This window comes from Streptomyces solicavernae, assembly GCF_029968095.1.
Classification (GTDB): Bacteria; Actinomycetota; Actinomycetes; order Streptomycetales; family Streptomycetaceae; genus Streptomyces; species Streptomyces solicavernae.
Window position 1 is genome coordinate 55,519 of the sequence record NZ_JASCIR010000003.1, and the last position, 14,404, is coordinate 69,922.

General features: G+C 72.5%; 14 protein-coding genes. 5 read left to right on the top strand and 9 right to left on the bottom strand.

The window, feature by feature from the left end; genetic code table 11:
- The first annotated feature begins 70 nt into the window (after positions 1–70).
- Genes QIS99_RS05090 through QIS99_RS05100 form a run of 3 tightly spaced genes read left to right on the top strand, consistent with a single transcriptional unit; the run spans position 71 to position 3,533 of the window.
- Entirely contained in the window at positions 71–1,057 is a 987-nt protein-coding gene (locus QIS99_RS05090; RefSeq protein ID WP_282510905.1) for a glycosyltransferase family 2 protein, read from the top strand.
- Positions 1,057–2,418: a polysialyltransferase family glycosyltransferase gene (locus QIS99_RS05095; RefSeq protein ID WP_282510907.1), complete on the top strand. Its 1,362-nt coding sequence runs from the start codon at positions 1,057–1,059 to the stop codon at positions 2,416–2,418. The genes QIS99_RS05090 and QIS99_RS05095 overlap by 1 nt, the downstream gene beginning before the upstream one ends.
- A complete protein-coding gene (locus tag QIS99_RS05100; RefSeq protein WP_282510909.1) occupies positions 2,415–3,533 on the top strand; it encodes an acyltransferase family protein in 1,119 nt (372 codons plus the stop codon). Before QIS99_RS05095 ends, QIS99_RS05100 begins: the two co-directional genes overlap by 4 nt.
- A 13-nt stretch (positions 3,534–3,546) precedes the next feature.
- Here the strand turns inward: QIS99_RS05100 and QIS99_RS05105 are convergent, their stop codons facing one another.
- The 6 genes from QIS99_RS05105 to QIS99_RS05130 form a co-directional block, all read right to left on the bottom strand.
- Positions 3,547–4,128 (bottom strand): Uma2 family endonuclease, encoded by a 582-nt coding sequence (locus QIS99_RS05105; RefSeq protein ID WP_282510910.1) that lies wholly within the window; start codon positions 4,126–4,128, stop codon positions 3,547–3,549.
- A gap of 113 nt (positions 4,129–4,241) precedes the next feature.
- Positions 4,242–4,898, bottom strand: a complete 657-nt coding sequence (leuE, locus tag QIS99_RS05110; RefSeq protein WP_282510912.1) for a leucine efflux protein LeuE — start codon at positions 4,896–4,898, stop codon at positions 4,242–4,244.
- 75 nt (positions 4,899–4,973) lie between these two features.
- A complete protein-coding gene (locus QIS99_RS05115; protein WP_282510914.1) occupies positions 4,974–6,554 on the bottom strand; it encodes an acyl-CoA mutase large subunit family protein in 1,581 nt (526 codons plus the stop codon).
- 351 nt (positions 6,555–6,905) lie between these two features.
- Positions 6,906–8,153, bottom strand: a complete 1,248-nt coding sequence (locus tag QIS99_RS05120; protein ID WP_282510916.1) for a hypothetical protein — start codon at positions 8,151–8,153, stop codon at positions 6,906–6,908.
- Positions 8,153–8,818 (bottom strand): RNA polymerase sigma factor, encoded by a 666-nt coding sequence (locus tag QIS99_RS05125; protein ID WP_282511396.1) that lies wholly within the window; start codon positions 8,816–8,818, stop codon positions 8,153–8,155. Before QIS99_RS05125 ends, QIS99_RS05120 begins: the two co-directional genes overlap by 1 nt.
- A 277-nt stretch (positions 8,819–9,095) precedes the next feature.
- On the bottom strand, positions 9,096–9,818 hold the full coding sequence (locus QIS99_RS05130) for a hypothetical protein (protein ID WP_282510918.1): 723 nt from the start codon (positions 9,816–9,818) through the stop codon (positions 9,096–9,098).
- A 200-nt stretch (positions 9,819–10,018) separates the two neighbouring features.
- Between QIS99_RS05130 and QIS99_RS05135 the strand changes: the two genes are divergently transcribed.
- Entirely contained in the window at positions 10,019–10,399 is a 381-nt protein-coding gene (locus QIS99_RS05135; protein WP_282510920.1) for a hypothetical protein, read from the top strand.
- A 55-nt stretch (positions 10,400–10,454) separates the two neighbouring features.
- On the opposite strand, the gene QIS99_RS05140 is transcribed toward QIS99_RS05135, so the two are convergent.
- The 3 genes from QIS99_RS05140 to QIS99_RS05150 form a co-directional block, all read right to left on the bottom strand.
- Positions 10,455–11,030 (bottom strand): hypothetical protein, encoded by a 576-nt coding sequence (locus QIS99_RS05140; protein WP_282510922.1) that lies wholly within the window; start codon positions 11,028–11,030, stop codon positions 10,455–10,457.
- Between the two features lie 103 nt (positions 11,031–11,133).
- Positions 11,134–11,631: a hypothetical protein gene (locus QIS99_RS05145; protein ID WP_282510923.1), complete on the bottom strand. Its 498-nt coding sequence runs from the start codon at positions 11,629–11,631 to the stop codon at positions 11,134–11,136.
- Between the two features lie 126 nt (positions 11,632–11,757).
- On the bottom strand, positions 11,758–13,389 hold the full coding sequence (locus tag QIS99_RS05150) for a beta-N-acetylhexosaminidase (protein ID WP_408909484.1): 1,632 nt from the start codon (positions 13,387–13,389) through the stop codon (positions 11,758–11,760).
- Between the two features lie 417 nt (positions 13,390–13,806).
- Between QIS99_RS05150 and QIS99_RS05155 the strand changes: the two genes are divergently transcribed.
- Positions 13,807–14,364, top strand: a complete 558-nt coding sequence (locus QIS99_RS05155) for a 2-oxo-4-hydroxy-4-carboxy-5-ureidoimidazoline decarboxylase (RefSeq protein WP_282510924.1) — start codon at positions 13,807–13,809, stop codon at positions 14,362–14,364.
- Positions 14,365–14,404: the final 40 nt, after the last annotated feature.

The window sequence follows — 14,404 nt, forward strand, 5'->3', positions numbered from 1 at the left end:
CATGCGTCGTTCACCCACCGGCCCACTTGCGGTCGAGACGAATGGCGCTCGGACACCTAACGTCCCCTGCGTGGTTAAGCTCTCCGTCATCGTGCCGTTCTACAACGTGCAGCAATACGCGCCCGACACCCTGAGATCGCTGCGGGACAACGCGCGTGCCGACTTCGAATTCATTCTCGTCGACGACTGTTCGCGCGACGAGACGCCGGAGATCCTGCGGCGGGCCGAGCGCGAGCTCTGTGACGTCGCGCGGGTCAGATACGTACGACACGAGGTGAACGGCGGCCTGGCCACGGCCCGGAACACCGGCCTCGACGCCGCCGAGGGCGAGTACCTGACGTTCCTGGACGGCGACGACTGGCTCGCGCCCGGGTACTACCCCCGACTCCTCGCCGACATGGAGGAGTTGGGCGTCGACTTCGTGCGCACCGACCACGTCCAGTGCACCGCGCGGGCGCGCAGCGTGCACCGGGTGCCGCACGGGCGGCGCGGCGTGGCCCTCGACCCGCGCTCGCTCATCCTGCCCGCGGACCGCTCCACCTCGGTGGACTACGCGTTCGCCTGGGCCGGCATGTACCACCGCCGGCTCGTCGACAGGGGCCTGCTGCACTTCACCGACGGACTGCGCACGGCCGAGGACCGGCCATGGATCTGGCGCCTGCACCGCGAGGCCGAATCCATGGCCGTGCTCGGCCATCTGGGCGTCTACTACCGGCGCGGGGTGGCTTCTTCGCTGACCCAGATCGGGGACGTACGGCAGCTCGATTTCATTCGGGCGTTCGACCAGGTGGTACGGGAAACCGCCGCTGACCGGGACGCGGAGAAACTGCTGCCGAAAGCGGTGCGGACGTACTGCGCGATCATTTCCCACCACCTGGGATCCATTGAAAGGTTTGAACCTCCCGTGGCCCGAAAGCTGCGCTCGCTGAGCGCCGCGGCACTGAAGCGCATGCCGCAGGACGTACTCGACGACGCGCTCGACTCGATGGACGTGAAGCGCGCGACCCGGCTGCGCCGGCTGCGCCGCCGTCCGGTCTCGGCGGAGGTGGCCGCGTGATGACCTCGCACACGTCGACGGGGGGCCGCAGAACCACGCAGATCTTCTTCGCCTCCACGCTGTACGGCGCCGCCACCCTCGCCGCCGCCCTGGACGCGGACCGCTTCCCGCCCGCCGCCCGGCGCCTGCTGCTGATCAGCAACAACGCGGCCAACCCGGAGACCGCCCCGGCGCTCGACACGATGCCCGGCTTCGAGCAGCTGCGCGGCCGCTTCGACGGGGTGCTGTCCTGGAACGCGGCCATCTCCCCCTTCCACCCCGGGGGTTGGGCCCCGCGCGGCGACGACGTCCCGCTGTGGGAGCGGTACCTGCGGATGCTGTGGGACCTCGGCGACGACTCCGTCCACCTGGTCGTCGAGTCGATCCAGGTCAACCCGGCCCTCGCACTCACCCAGATCTTCACCGGCGCCCCCGTGGACGTGTACGCGGACGGCCTGATGAGCTACGGGCCCACCCGCAACAAGCTGGACCCGCTGGTCGGCACCCGCATCGACCGCCTGCTCCACCTGGACCTCGTACCGGGCCTGAAGCCGCTCCTGCTCACCGAGTTCGGGGTCGAGCCGGAGATCGTGCCCGGCGACACCTTCACCAAAGTCCTGGCCGAACTCGCCGACGCCGGACCCGACCTGGACGTGCCGGAGGGCAACCCGGCGCTGCTGCTCGGCCAGTACCTCTCCGCGCTCGACATCCTCACCGCCGAGGAGGAGGAGCGGCTGCACGTCCGGATGCTCAAGGGCGCCCTCGAACTCGGCCACGAGCGCGTGGTGTTCAAGCCGCACCCGAGCGCGCCGGCCCGCTGGTCGCGCCAGCTTGAGCAGGAGGCGGAGCGGCTCGGCGCCGAGCTGACCGTCCTGGACGAGCCGGTCCTCGCGGAGGTCCTGTACCAGCGGATGCAGCCCGCCCTCGTCGTCGGCTGCTTCTCGACGGCGCTGCTGACCGCGTCCGCGCTGTACGGCCTGCCGGTCGCGCGGATCGGCACGGAGGTGCTGCTCGAACGGCTCACCCCGTACCAGAACAGCAACCGGGTGCCGGTCACGATCGTCGACGCGACGGTGCCCGAGCTGACCGACAAGGCGGCCGTGCAGGCCCAGCACCAGGAGACGCCCGACCTGCAGGGCCTGGTCGAGGCCGTCGGCTTCGCGATGCAGCCGCAGATCTATCCGGCGCTGCGCCCGGCCGCCGAGGCGTACCTCTCGGACCGCCTGAACGCGCACACCTGGCGCTACTTCAAGCGCCGTCGGCTCACCTCGCTCGCCCTGCCGGGTGGTGTCCCCGGCCAGCTGGGCTTCATCCCGCGCAATGCGACGGTGCGGCGCGTGGCCCGCCGGGCGCGGGCGGTCAAGCGGGCAGCCCTCGGATGAGCGCGCCGCCCGCGGTCCTGCCCACGCCCGCGCCCGCCCTCGCGAAGCCGCCCGCCCCGCGCCGCGCCTCCCGCCTGCGCGCCCTCGACGGGCTCCGGCTGATCGCCGCGCTGATGGTCGCCGCGTACCACTACGGCGGTCGGGACGGCGAGATCGGCGAGGCCTGGGGCAGCTCGCCCGCGGTCCAGTTCCCGACGGCGCACGAGTGGTTCGCGTACGGCTGTCTCGGCGTGCAGATCTTCTTCGTGATCAGCGGCTTCGTGATCTGCATGAGCGGCTGGGGCAGGCCCCTGCGCTCCTTCTTCGCGTCCCGCGTCTCGCGCCTGTTCCCCTCCTACTGGGTGGCGGTCGTCCTGGTGACGGCGGTCTTCGCGCTGCCCCCGGTGACGTACGCGGCGGTCTCGCCCAGCGACGCCCTGGTGAACCTGACGATGCTGCAGCAGCCGCTCGGCGTGGACCGGGTGCTCGGGGTGTGCTGGACGCTCTGGGCGGAGCTGCGCTTCTACGCCCTGTTCGCGCTGTGCGTGGTCCTGCCGGGCGCGAACCGGCAGCGGGTGGTGCTGTTCTGCGCGGTGTGGACGCTGGCGGCGGCGGTGGCGGAGGCGGCGAACTGGCCCGTGCTGGACCTGGTCCTCATGCCGGAGTACGCGCCGTTCTTCATCGGCGGCATCGGCCTCTACCTCGTCCACCGGGACCGCCGGGACGTCACGGCCTGGGGCATCGTCGCCGTGAGCTGGCTGATCGGGCAGCACTACGCGGTGGACCGGCTGTGGCACGCGCCGAACCCGGAGTTCTTCTCGTACCGCTCGTCGCTCGCGATCATCGCGGTCGTGACGCTCGGATACGTGGCGGTCGCGGCGATCGCCCTCGGCTGGCTGAACCGCGTCGACTGGCGCTGGCTGACGACAGCGGGAGCCCTCACGTACCCCTTCTACCTGGTCCACGAACACCTCGGCTGGGTCTCGGTCGCCGCCCTGCACCGCGGCCTGGGCCTGCCGTCGTGGGCGACGTTCGCCCTGACGATCGTGGCGATGCTGGTGCTTGCGCGGCTGCTGAACCGGTATGTGGAGGAGTGGGGGACGCCGTTGATACGGAGGAAGCTCACGGGGAGGTGAGCTTCCTCCGGGGTCAGGCTTCGCCGTCGAGGAGGGTGTCCGCGTCGAGTTCCAACTCGATGCCGATGCTCTTGGGCAGGCGCACCTTGGCCCCTCGGGGGCACTTCGAGGACGTGCGGTATTCCTTGCCGTCCGGGTCTGAAAGAACCAGCACATGGCCGTGCTTGCGGTCTACTACGACGTACACAGGGACCCGGGCCTCGGCATACGTCTCGACCTTGGTCACGAGGTCGTTCGCCCAGTTCGACGACGTGACTTCCAGGACCATCCGGAAGACGTGGGGCGCGTAGCAGTCCTTCTCGACCAGCGCATCCCTGTAGTCGGCGTCCAGCAGGGCGAAGTCCGGAATGGCGTAGTCGTCTCGGCCTGTGGGCAACCACAGGCCGACGCCTGGCAGGCACTTGAGACCGGCCTGCTTCCCGCCTGCTTCATGACACGCCACGATCAGTTCGGTGAGCGTCTCCTGGTGCGGTCCATCAGCCGGCGGTGTCACAACAATGCTCCCGTTGAGGATCTCCACCCGGTGCCCGGGCAGCACGTCCCAAAGGCGTTCGGCAGCATCAGCAAGCGTCATCTCGTGCTCCATCACAGCCATGGCGCCCTCCTCTCGGGGATCACTGTGCTTCGAGATTAGCCGGGCCCGCAGAGAAACGGCATGGGATCACCCGTTCGAGCGGAGCAGGGGTGTACGCGTAGGCGCGCGCCCCCTCAGGCCCCCGAACCAGCCAGCGAAAGCTTCACCGCGAACCCCAGGAACAGCGCCCCCGCCGCCGAAGTGGCCGTAGCCGAGAGGCGCCTTCGGCGGCGGAAGGCGTTGGCGAGCTTCGTGCCGCTGAAGATCAGGGCCGAGAGGTACAGCACCGAGGCGAGCTGGGCGAAGGCGCCGAGGACGACGAAGGAGAGCGCCGGGTAGGCGTACGACGAGTCGACGAACTGAACAAAGAACGCGATGAAGAACAGGATCGCCTTCGGGTTGAGCAGGCTGATCACGAAGGCCCGGCGGAACGGCCGCTCGTCGGAGCCCACCGGCTGCGGCTCGCCCTCGGTCCGCTCCTCGCGCCGGGACTTCCACATCGACCACGCCGCCCGCAGCATCCCGACCGCCATCCACGTCAGATAGCCCGCGCCCGCGTACTTCACGATGCCGAACAGCAGCGCGTTGGCCTGGAGCAGCGAGGCGACACCGGCGGCGGAGAGCGTCATGAGGACCGTGTCCCCGCACCAGACGCCGGCCGCCGCCCGGTACCCGGTGCGTACGCCGCGCCGGGCCGCCACCGAGAGGACGTACAGGGAGTTCGGGCCGGGCAGCAGGATGATCAGGGCCAGGCCCGCAAGGTACGTGGGGAGGTCTATGACACCGAACATGCGCGGAGTCTCGCACGGAGCCGGGCGGACGGGACAGCGTATTCCGGATACCGGACGACGCGCACCGGCAACTGTTCAGAACCGCTCCGTAGGCTCGTACGCCCCCCACACCTCCCGCAGGACCCCGCACACCTCGCCGACCGTGGCCCGGGCCCGCAGCGCCTCCTTCATCGGGTACAGGGTGTTCGCCTCGCCCGCCGCCGCCTCCCGCAGCGCCGCCAGGGCCGCCTCGACCGCCCGCCCGTCCCGGGAGGCCCGCAGCTCGGCGAGGCGGCGCACCTGCAGGGCCTCCAGGGCCGGGTCGACGCGCAGCGGCTCGTACCGTTCCTCCGCCTCCGAGGCGAAGCGGTTGACGCCGACCACCACCCGCTCCCCCGCCTCCGTCTCCCGCGCGACGCGGTACGCGTTCCGCTCGATCTCGCCCTTCTGGAAGCCCACCTCGATCGCGGCGACCGCACCGCCCAACTCCTCGACCCGCTCCATGAGTTGCAGCGCCGCCGCCTCCACGTCGTCCGTCATCCGCTCCACCACGTACGACCCGGCGAACGGGTCGACGGTCGCCGTCACGTCGGTCTCGTACGCGAGGACCTGCTGGGTGCGCAGGGCGAGGCGGGCCGACGTGGCGGTGGGCAGGGCGAGGGCCTCGTCGAAGGCGTTGGTGTGCAGCGACTGGGTGCCGCCGAGGACCGCGCCGAGGCCCTGCACGGCGACCCGGACCAGGTTCACCTCGGGCTGCTGCGCGGTCAGCTGGACCCCGGCGGTCTGGGTGTGGAAGCGCAGCATCTGCGACTTCGGATTCCGCGCGCCGAACGCGTCCCTCATCACCCGGGCCCACATCCGGCGCGCGGCGCGGAACTTGGCGACCTCTTCGAGGAGCGTCGTACGGGCCACGAAGAAGAACGACAGGCGCGGCGCGAAGTCGTCCACGTCCATGCCCGCGGCGAGCGCCGTACGGACGTACTGGATGCCGTCGGCGAGCGTGAACGCGATCTCCTGCGCGGGCGAGGCGCCGGCCTCGGCCATGTGGTAGCCGGAGATCGAGATGGTGTTCCACTTCGGCAGCTCGGCCCCGCAGTAGCGGAACAGGTCCGAGGTGAGCCGCAGCGAGGGCGCGGGCGGGAAGATGTACGTGCCGCGGGCGATGTACTCCTTGAGTACGTCGTTCTGCACGGTGCCCGTCAACTGCCCTGCGGGGACGCCCTGTTCCTCGGCGACGAGCTGGTAGAGCAGGAGCAGCAGGGCGGCCGGGGCGTTGATCGTCATCGAGGTGGAGACGCGGTCCAGGGGGATGCCGTCGAAGAGGGTCCGCATGTCGTCGAGCGAGTCGACGGCCACACCGACCTTGCCGACCTCGCCGGCCGCGAGCGGGGCGTCGCTGTCGTGGCCCATCTGGGTGGGCAGGTCGAAGGCGACGGAGAGACCGGTCGTGCCGTGCTCGATGAGCTGCCGGTAGCGGGCGTTGGACTCGGCGGCGGTGCCGAACCCGGCGTACTGCCGCATGGTCCACGGCCGTTGGGTGTACATCGCCGGGTACACGCCCCGTGTGTACGGGTACGCGCCCGGCTCGCCCAACTGCCGCGCGGGGTCCCAGCCCGCCAGCGCCTCGGGGCCGTAGACCGGCTCGACGGGCAGACCCGACTCGGACTCGCGCGCCATCTCTGTGCCTCCGTACGCAGGGGACGGTTCGCTCCCCATCATGCGCGGGAACCCCCATAAACGCGGGAAACCCCACAAAGGGGACATGACGGTGGGGTCGTCGTCCACTGGTGAGGGGTGGAGTGGGGTGGCGGGTGGCGGGCCGGGCATGGCCGGGGCGGGCCGCGGCGGGTCCGGCCGGAGAAGGAGGGGCGGAGGTGGGACCGGGGGAACGTGTCCCACCCCCGCCGATGCGCTGGAGCCGTGGGGTACGGGGGGAACCCCGGCTCGCGCGCGGCCGATGACCAGTCGGCTCACTTCTTACTGCGCCGGGCTGTCGAAAACTGTCACACCCGGCTGATCACGGTGCGGTCACGGATTGCCGGTCACCGACGTGGCGTCCGGTGACACCGTTGCCGTCGGTGTCCCCGCCGTGGCCGTCGCCGTCACAGTTGCCGTGGGCGAGGCGGAGGCGGGGGCTGTCATGGTGGGGGCGGCGGAGGTGGGTGCGGCGGAGGTGGGGGCCGCCGAGGTGGGCGTGACGATCGCGCCGATGCCGCCGTTGCCCTCGTGCTGGTTGCCGCCGTCGCCGTTCCCGGAGCCTCGGTCCGAGCCGTCGCCGTTTCCGTCGCCGCCGTCGCCGCTGTCCCGGCCGGAGTCGCCCCCGCTGTCGCCGCTGCCGTCGCCGTCACGGCCGCCGCTGTTGTCGCCGCCGCCGGCTAGCACCTTCGTGCAGAACTTGCGCACACCCGCGGGCCCGCCCGCGGACGCCTCGATACGGCGCTTCTTCTCCGCGTCCATCGGCTTGCCCGCGAGATAGTCACGGCAGCCGCCGACCACGCGCTCGTACCACCGCTCGCGCGCCTCGCCCGGCGCCGCCGGCACGGTGGGCGTCGGCACGGTGCCGTCCGGCGCGGACGTGGTGCCGTTGCCCTGCGAGGGGTGTCCGGAGCCCGGAGCGTCGCCCTCGGTGCCGCCGCCCGGCGTCGCCGAACCGGAGCGGTCGCCGTCGGGGCCCGACGCGGAGCTGCTCGGCGTCGGCGAGAGCAGCGGGCCGGGGTCGGTCGGCGACGCGGAGACCGTGGCGCCGGGGCCCGGCTCGCGGCCGTCGAAGGGTGTGGGGATGACGCCCGCGCCGGCCATCGCGACCCCGCCGAGCGTGCAGGCTGCGAGCGCCGCGGCGAGGCCGTAGCGCACGGGTCTTCCCCAGCGCATACGCGGCTTTCCCCCGCCCGGACCGATGCGCACGGCGCCGCTGTCGCCGAGCACGCCGCTGTCGCCGAGCACGCCGGCGGCGCCGCCGCGCCCGGCACTGCCACGCCCGGCACTGCCACCGGGCACTGCGGCGGCGGCTGCGTCTACACGCGTGGCATGTGCGACGCGCGCGTCCCGGAACGCGGCAAGCGCGGCCGCCTCGCCGGGGAGTTCGCCGTCGTGGGCGTGCGGCCCGCGGGCCGTGCCGGAGGGCTGCTGCGGGTGCGCGCGGCGGGCCTCGCCGAGCATCGCGGAGAGGCGTTCCGCCTGGACACGGGCGTGATCGTCGACGGCTTCGAGGGGCTCGCCGCTGAGCAAACGCTCCGCCGCGTCCCCATCAAGCCAGTGGTACTGCTCGTCGGCCATCACATGTCCTTCTGCGTCCGCACACGCGAATCCGTCACACCTGCCGGAAACTTGGGCGCTGGTTCGGCGCGGCCTCGGCCGGGTTGCGGGGGCACCGCTCCGAGTCCGTCGGCGGCGTCGGCGCCGAGCAGTTCGGCGAGCTTCTTCAGGCCCCGGTGGGCGGCGGTGCGCACGGCGCCGGGGCGCTTGCCGAGGGTCGCCGCCGCGCTCTTCGCGTCGAGGCCGACGACGACACGGAGCACCACGGCCTCGGCCTGGTCCTGCGGCAACTGCGATATCAGGGCGAGGGTGTCCCCGGTGGCGAGCGCCTCCATGGCCTCGCTCGCGGTGTCGGCGTCGGCGGGCTTCCCGGTGAGCTCGGTCTCGTCCCCGCCGATGGCCGGGCGGCGGCCGCGCATCCGGATGTGGTCGAGGGCGCGGTTGCGGGCGATCCGCGCGGCCCAGCCGCGGAAACGGTCCGCGTCGCCCTCGAACCGGTGGAGGTCGCGGGCGATCTGCAGCCACGCCTCGGACGCGACGTCCTCGGCGTCGGGCTCGCCCACGAGCGTGCGTATGTATCCGAGCAGCCGTGGGTGCACGGTGCGGTACACAGTACGGAACGCGGTCTCGTCACCGTTCTGTGCCGCAAGCACCGCGGCGGTCAGCTCCGCGTCGTCCCCCAACAACTCCCTCATCCTGCCCATTTCGCAGCCAGCAGGAACAAGACGCTACGGCGTGAATGGCCCCCACGTCCACGCCTGCACTGCGCGCAACTGCCGGGTAACAGAGCGGTGTGACACAAAACCCGCCGACGGCGCTGAAGAGAGTACGGGCCCGCGCGGCCCGTGCCGTGCGACGGCCGGGGCCTCTCCTGTGGGGGGTGGCGGCCCCGGCCGATCGCTGGCGGCGCTCTGGCGGCACCCTTCTCTCCGCCCTCTCTCCGCCTCTCTTCCGCCCTCTCCGCTACGAGCCCAGCCGCTGCTTCAGCCGCTTGAGCTGGGCGTCGTACAGATCCCGCGGCAGTTCCGCCTTCTCCGGCGAGGTCAGGTGAAGCGCGAGGAACAGCGCGAGGACGTTCCCCTGGCGTACGGCGGTCATCCGGAGCGGCACCTTTTGGCCCTGTGCCTTTCCGGTCATGGACCACGCGACGGCCTCGTCCCCGCCGGCCGGGGCCTCGTCGGTCCGCACGTCCACGTACTCCACGGTGGCGCCGCCGTTGTTGCCCGAGGTGCTGAACCCGTCGGCGCACTCCTTGAGCGCCTTGCGGACGGCGGCGACGGTGACGGCCGCGCCGTCGCCCTCGTACGAGAAGAGGCTGGTCGTCACCGCCAGGCCGCGTTCGGTGGTCGAGCCGTAGGAGCGGCTGGCCCAGGCCTTCGCGGCGGGGGTGCGCTCGACGCCGGAGCCGGTCATGTCGGCGAGCGGGCGGCAGGCCTCGCGGTCGGCCTCGGGGCGGACGGCGGGCTGGTCGTTGTCCTCCAGGCGGTAGCCGCGGACGTCGGTGCTCGTGGCGAGGGCGCCCGCGAGCCGGATCTCGGACGGTACGGGGGCGGCGGAGCTCTTCGTCCGCTTCGGCTCGGGGCCGGTCCGATCGGTGGGTCCGCCGGAGCATCCCGCCGCGCAGGCGAGGGCGACGGCCGCGGTGGCGACGGCACGCAGGGGGCGTCGCGTACATATCTGCTTCACATCCGTACAGCGCCACACACGCCCCGGCCGTCACACGCGCCCCGGCCGCCACTCGGGGCCCGCCACTCGGGGGCGCGCCGCTCGGGGCGCGTGTCGATTCGGCGAACTTCGGCGAACACCGTGCGACGCGTCTGTGAGGGTTCCGGGGACCCGCCCCGAACCGGGTAATGATCTGCGCCTCCCGCGCGCAGTAGGCCTACGTGACTGCACTGCAATCAACGGCCGCCAAGCCCGCGAAACCCGTCCGCTGGGCCGCCGACTCCGTCTCGATGCTCCGCGAGGGCGCCCGCCTCCGCCTGGACCACACCCCGCAGAGCCTGTGGAGCGTGGACCGGGTGATAGCCGAGCTCCGCCGCGAGGACCCGCCGTACGAGGCGGTCGCCCAGGCGCTGCGCGGCTTCGGCGCGTACGCGGGCGAGGTCCTGGTCCGCGTCCTGGGCGCGGTCTGGGAGGAGTCGGGCGATGCGTACCTGGTGCGCACCCCGGACGGCACGCTCTGGGACCCGATCGCCGAGGCCCGCCGCACCTTCGAGGGCGAGGGCTCGCTGCGCCTGCTGTGCCGGGACGCCACGGGGACGTGAGGGCCGGGGGGCGTGAGGGCGCGCGGGCGTGCGTGAGGGCGCGCGGGCGTGAGTCCTACCCCCGCACCCGCGCCCGCCGCGACACCGCCGCGCGGACGACCCGGCGGCCCTCCGTCGAGACGGCAAGGGCCTGGCGCAGGCCGCCGGCCGGGGTGGCCAGGAGGTCCAGGATGCGGGTCTGGCGGCGGAGTTCGCCGGTGGTCAGGGGGCCGTCGGCGTCGGCCGGGCCGGTCGCGTCGAGGAGCCGGTGGATCTGCAGGGACGCGGCCGAGCAGGCATCCGCCCAGGTACGCAGGTCCGGGCCCGGGAAGCGGTCCGGGGCGGCCGACAGCATGCGGTGCACCAGGGCCGCGCCCCCGTCGGAGGCATCCCCGTCGGAGGCATCCCCGTCGGAGGCATCCCGGTCGGAGGCGTCCCCGTCGGAGCCGTCCTGCGGAGTCCCGTACGCCGCGCGGACCCGCGCCAGCTCCTCGCCCCAGCCTGCGCCGCCCGCGTCCAGGCTCGACCAGAGCGGGCGCAGCACCTCGTCGTCGGCCTCGCCGAGCAGCGGCAGGCAGCGGTCCAGGCAGCCGAGACCGCCCGCGGCCAGACTTCGGCCGTCGGCCTGAGCGATCAGTTCCACCAGGCTCATCGGGGTGTCGCCTTCCGTCGCGGACGCCGCACTTCCTGCTGCTGCGCTGTCTGCGCTGTACTGCGTTCCGCTGGCCGAAAGCGTCACCACCGTGGCCGAATCGTCACCGTCGAGGCAGCCCCAGCCGTTCCAGGAACAGGAAGAACAGCAGCTCCGCCGACGGTTCCGCGGGCGCCTGCAACACCTTGACCAGGTCCGCCACCGGCACAGGCGTGCGCCCCGCCTCCCGGGCCCAGGCCGCCGCCCGCTCGGCCGCGTCGCGCGGCGGCAGGAACAGGTCGTCCGGCTCCTTGCCCTCGGCCGCGAGGAAGGACGCCATCGCGTCCCGCGCCAGGCACGCGTTCCACGCCCCGCTCTGCGGCCCCGCGGCCTCGACCGCCACGCACGCGCTGTTCATCACGAACCCGAACAGCGCGGGCGCCCCGGAGTCCTCGGCGAGCCTCGCCATCGACCCGACGTCGGGCACGGAGGCCTCCCAGATCTGCCAGCCGTCGGCGCGCTGTTCATGCAGCGCGAGCCCGTCCCGTACGCCGCCCATCGCACCCAGCTCCGCCAGCGGCCGCTCGCCGTGGCCCACGACGTAGTACCCCCAGAAGCCCATGTCCACTTCTCCCTTGCCCCCATGCAGGACGGTCAGCCGTGACCTGAATCCAACACACCGGCAAGGGAGTTCGCCACCGAAAGCGACCGAGATCCACCCGACGGACCCGAAGGCGTCAGTACGGCGTCAGCCCAGCCGCTTCGCCAGATTCTGGAAGTCCGGCCAGGACATGGCGGGCTTCCGCTCGTCCCACACCTTCTGCGCCATGGCCCACAGCGGCATCCGGATTCCGTCGGCGACCTGCGCCTGCGTCTGCGAATCGGACAGATCGCACCACACCGCGAAACTCGCGCCCAGGATCTGGTCGTCGTACTTTTCCGCGACGGGCTGCGTGCCGCGCAGCACCCGCGGCGTCCACTCCTCGTAGATCCGCTCGCCGGTCGGGTACGTGAACTCGTTGGGCTCGCCGAGGACGTAGTAGAGGTACTCGTCGTTGAGGTTGACCAGCTTGCGGCCCGCGTCCAGGTACTCCACCGGCTCACGGGCGCCGATCTCCTTGCCCGTCCAGTACTCGACCTCGATGTCCTCGGCCGCCTCGACCGTGCCGCCGCGGAAGAACCCGTCGTTCCAGGCCTTCAGCTTCTTGCCGGACGGCCGGACCGTGTCCGCGCGGTCGTTCAGCCAGCCGGTCGCCAGGTCCTGCACCGTCGCCCCGCTGCCGTACTTCTGCTGCGCCGCCCGCGCCAGCTGCGGGTACGAGGCCTCCGGGTCCGAGGCCATCAGCGCCCGGTACTCATCGGCGCCCAGGTGCCAGTAGCCGCCCGGGAACAGCTCCATGTACTCCTTCAGGAGCTCGTCGACGATCTTCGCGGAGGCGGGCTTCGAGATGTCCACCGCGCCCCGCGCCGGCTCCCCGCTCGCATTCACGAGCTGCAGCTCCGGGTGCGCGCGGATCACCGCACCGAGGTGCCCGGGAGAATCGATCTCCGGGATCACCGTGATGTGCAGGTCCTGCGCGAGCTTCACGATCCGCCGCACCTCGGCCTTGGTCAGGTGCGGATCCGAGACCACCTCGGGGTGGTCGTCCGACTCGATCCGGAACGCCTGGTCGTCGGAGAAGTGCAGCCCCAGCTGGTTGTACTTGAGGTCCGCGAGCTCCCGTACCCGCTCCTCGATCCACTCCGCCGAGAAGTGCTTGCGCGCGATGTCCAGCATGAACCCGCGCTGCGCCTTGGCCGGTGCGTCCCGTATGACCCCTTCGGGGGCGGTGCCGTCGGCGCTCGTCAGCTGCTTGAGGGTGCGGGTGCCGTAGAAGACGCCCGCGTCGTCGGTCGCGGATATCCGTACGCGCTGATCGCTCACGTCCAGGGTGTACGCCTCCCCGCCCGCGTCGCCCGAGCTCAGGGCCAGCTCGACATCGCCGGGTCCGGCCTTCGCGCCCTCCGCGTACTTCAGCTGCAGCTCGCCGGCGAGCAGCCGCCCCTCGTCGGCCAGGTCGTCCGCGTCCTTCTTCGCGACGACGACCTGCCCCTCGGGCCCCGGCTTCCAGCCCGGACCGCGCGCCGCCTCGTGCTCGGCGACGGCGGGGATCGTCTGCGGGGCCTTCGACATCGGGTACGTGGGGCTGGGCCGGGCCTCCTTCGGGGGCGGGCCGTCACCCGTACGGCCGCTCGCGCCGTCGTTCGTGCCGCCGCCGGGCCAGACGGTCACGGCGAGGACCACGGCGGCCACGGCGGCGCCCGCGCCGGCGGCTATCGCGCCCGTCCTGCGGCGCCCGCGTCCCCCGCGTGCGGCACGCCGGCCGCGCCGGCCGCTCACGGGTGGCTCCGCGCGCCAGGAACCGGACCCGAAATGTCAGACACCGGACCCGAAGTTCCAGGAACCGGACCCGAAACCGCTTCAAAGATCATCCGCATCACGTGAGCAACCTCCCATGCGCGCCGGCACCCCGGATCGGTTTCCGGACGGCCGTCCACACCACGTACCGAAACTCTCCCGTCCGAGCGAAACTTCGGGCGAAATATCGCGCATCCGTCGGACAGCTCCCGTCACGCGTCGATAGCGTGACGCCTCCTTCGCCGGTCGGGGCCGGGCCCCGCCTCCACCGGCGCCTGCCACCCACGCCGCCGCACCGAGGAGCGCACGCTGCACACGCCCGAGCCACCGCGCGCCGAGGAACTGCCCGAGCCCGGAGCCATACCGGCCCGGGGCCGCGGCAGCGGCCCCACCTCCACCGTGCACCGGGGCATCGAGGTCTTCAACCGCGCCCCGGCCGCCACGGCGACCGCCTGGCTCCTCGCCTGCTGCGCCAGCCGTTCCTGGGCCGAACGCCTCGCCGCCCACCGCCCGTACCCGACCACGGACGCCCTGCTCGCCGCCGCCGACGAGGCCGCCTACGACCTCGCACCCGCCGACCGCGCCGCCGCCCTCGCCGCCGAACACCCGCACGGCCCGGACCTCTCCGGCATCCCGGCCGCCGCGAGCACCGCGCTCGACGCCGCGCACGCCGCGTACGAGAGCCGTTTCGGCCATGTCTTCGTCATCGCCCTGGAGGCGTACCGGCCCGACGAACACCTCGACCAGACCCTCGCCGGACTGCGCGCCCGCCTCGCCAACGACGCCGAGGAGGAACGCGTGGTCGCCGCCGACGAGCTGCGCCGGGTGGCCCGCGCGCGCCTCACCCGGCTCGTCGCCGGGCTCGGCGGCCAGGGCCCCGAAGAAGCACGGAAGCCCGAGAAATCTGCGGAATTTCCGGATTCGGGCCCGGCCGATAGCCCGTACGTGCCTGTTTGATCACACCGCACCACCCCGGGCGAACGTACCGACACTTGGT

What these genes read in the sequence shown, in the direction of transcription:
- QIS99_RS05145 (WP_282510923.1), bottom strand. Translation starts at nt 11,631, where the DNA reads ATGGGCTTCTGGGGGTACTACGTCGTGGGCCACGGCGAGCGGCCGCTG.
- QIS99_RS05120 (WP_282510916.1), bottom strand. Translation starts at nt 8,153, where the DNA reads ATGGCCGACGAGCAGTACCACTGGCTTGATGGGGACGCGGCGGAGCGT.
- QIS99_RS05140 (WP_282510922.1), bottom strand. Translation starts at nt 11,030, where the DNA reads ATGAGCCTGGTGGAACTGATCGCTCAGGCCGACGGCCGAAGTCTGGCC.
- leuE (WP_282510912.1), bottom strand. Translation starts at nt 4,898, where the DNA reads ATGTTCGGTGTCATAGACCTCCCCACGTACCTTGCGGGCCTGGCCCTG.
- QIS99_RS05095 (WP_282510907.1), top strand. Translation starts at nt 1,057, where the DNA reads ATGACCTCGCACACGTCGACGGGGGGCCGCAGAACCACGCAGATCTTC.
- QIS99_RS05100 (WP_282510909.1), top strand. Translation starts at nt 2,415, where the DNA reads ATGAGCGCGCCGCCCGCGGTCCTGCCCACGCCCGCGCCCGCCCTCGCG.
- QIS99_RS05105 (WP_282510910.1), bottom strand. Translation starts at nt 4,128, where the DNA reads ATGGCTGTGATGGAGCACGAGATGACGCTTGCTGATGCTGCCGAACGC.
- QIS99_RS05115 (WP_282510914.1), bottom strand. Translation starts at nt 6,554, where the DNA reads ATGGCGCGCGAGTCCGAGTCGGGTCTGCCCGTCGAGCCGGTCTACGGC.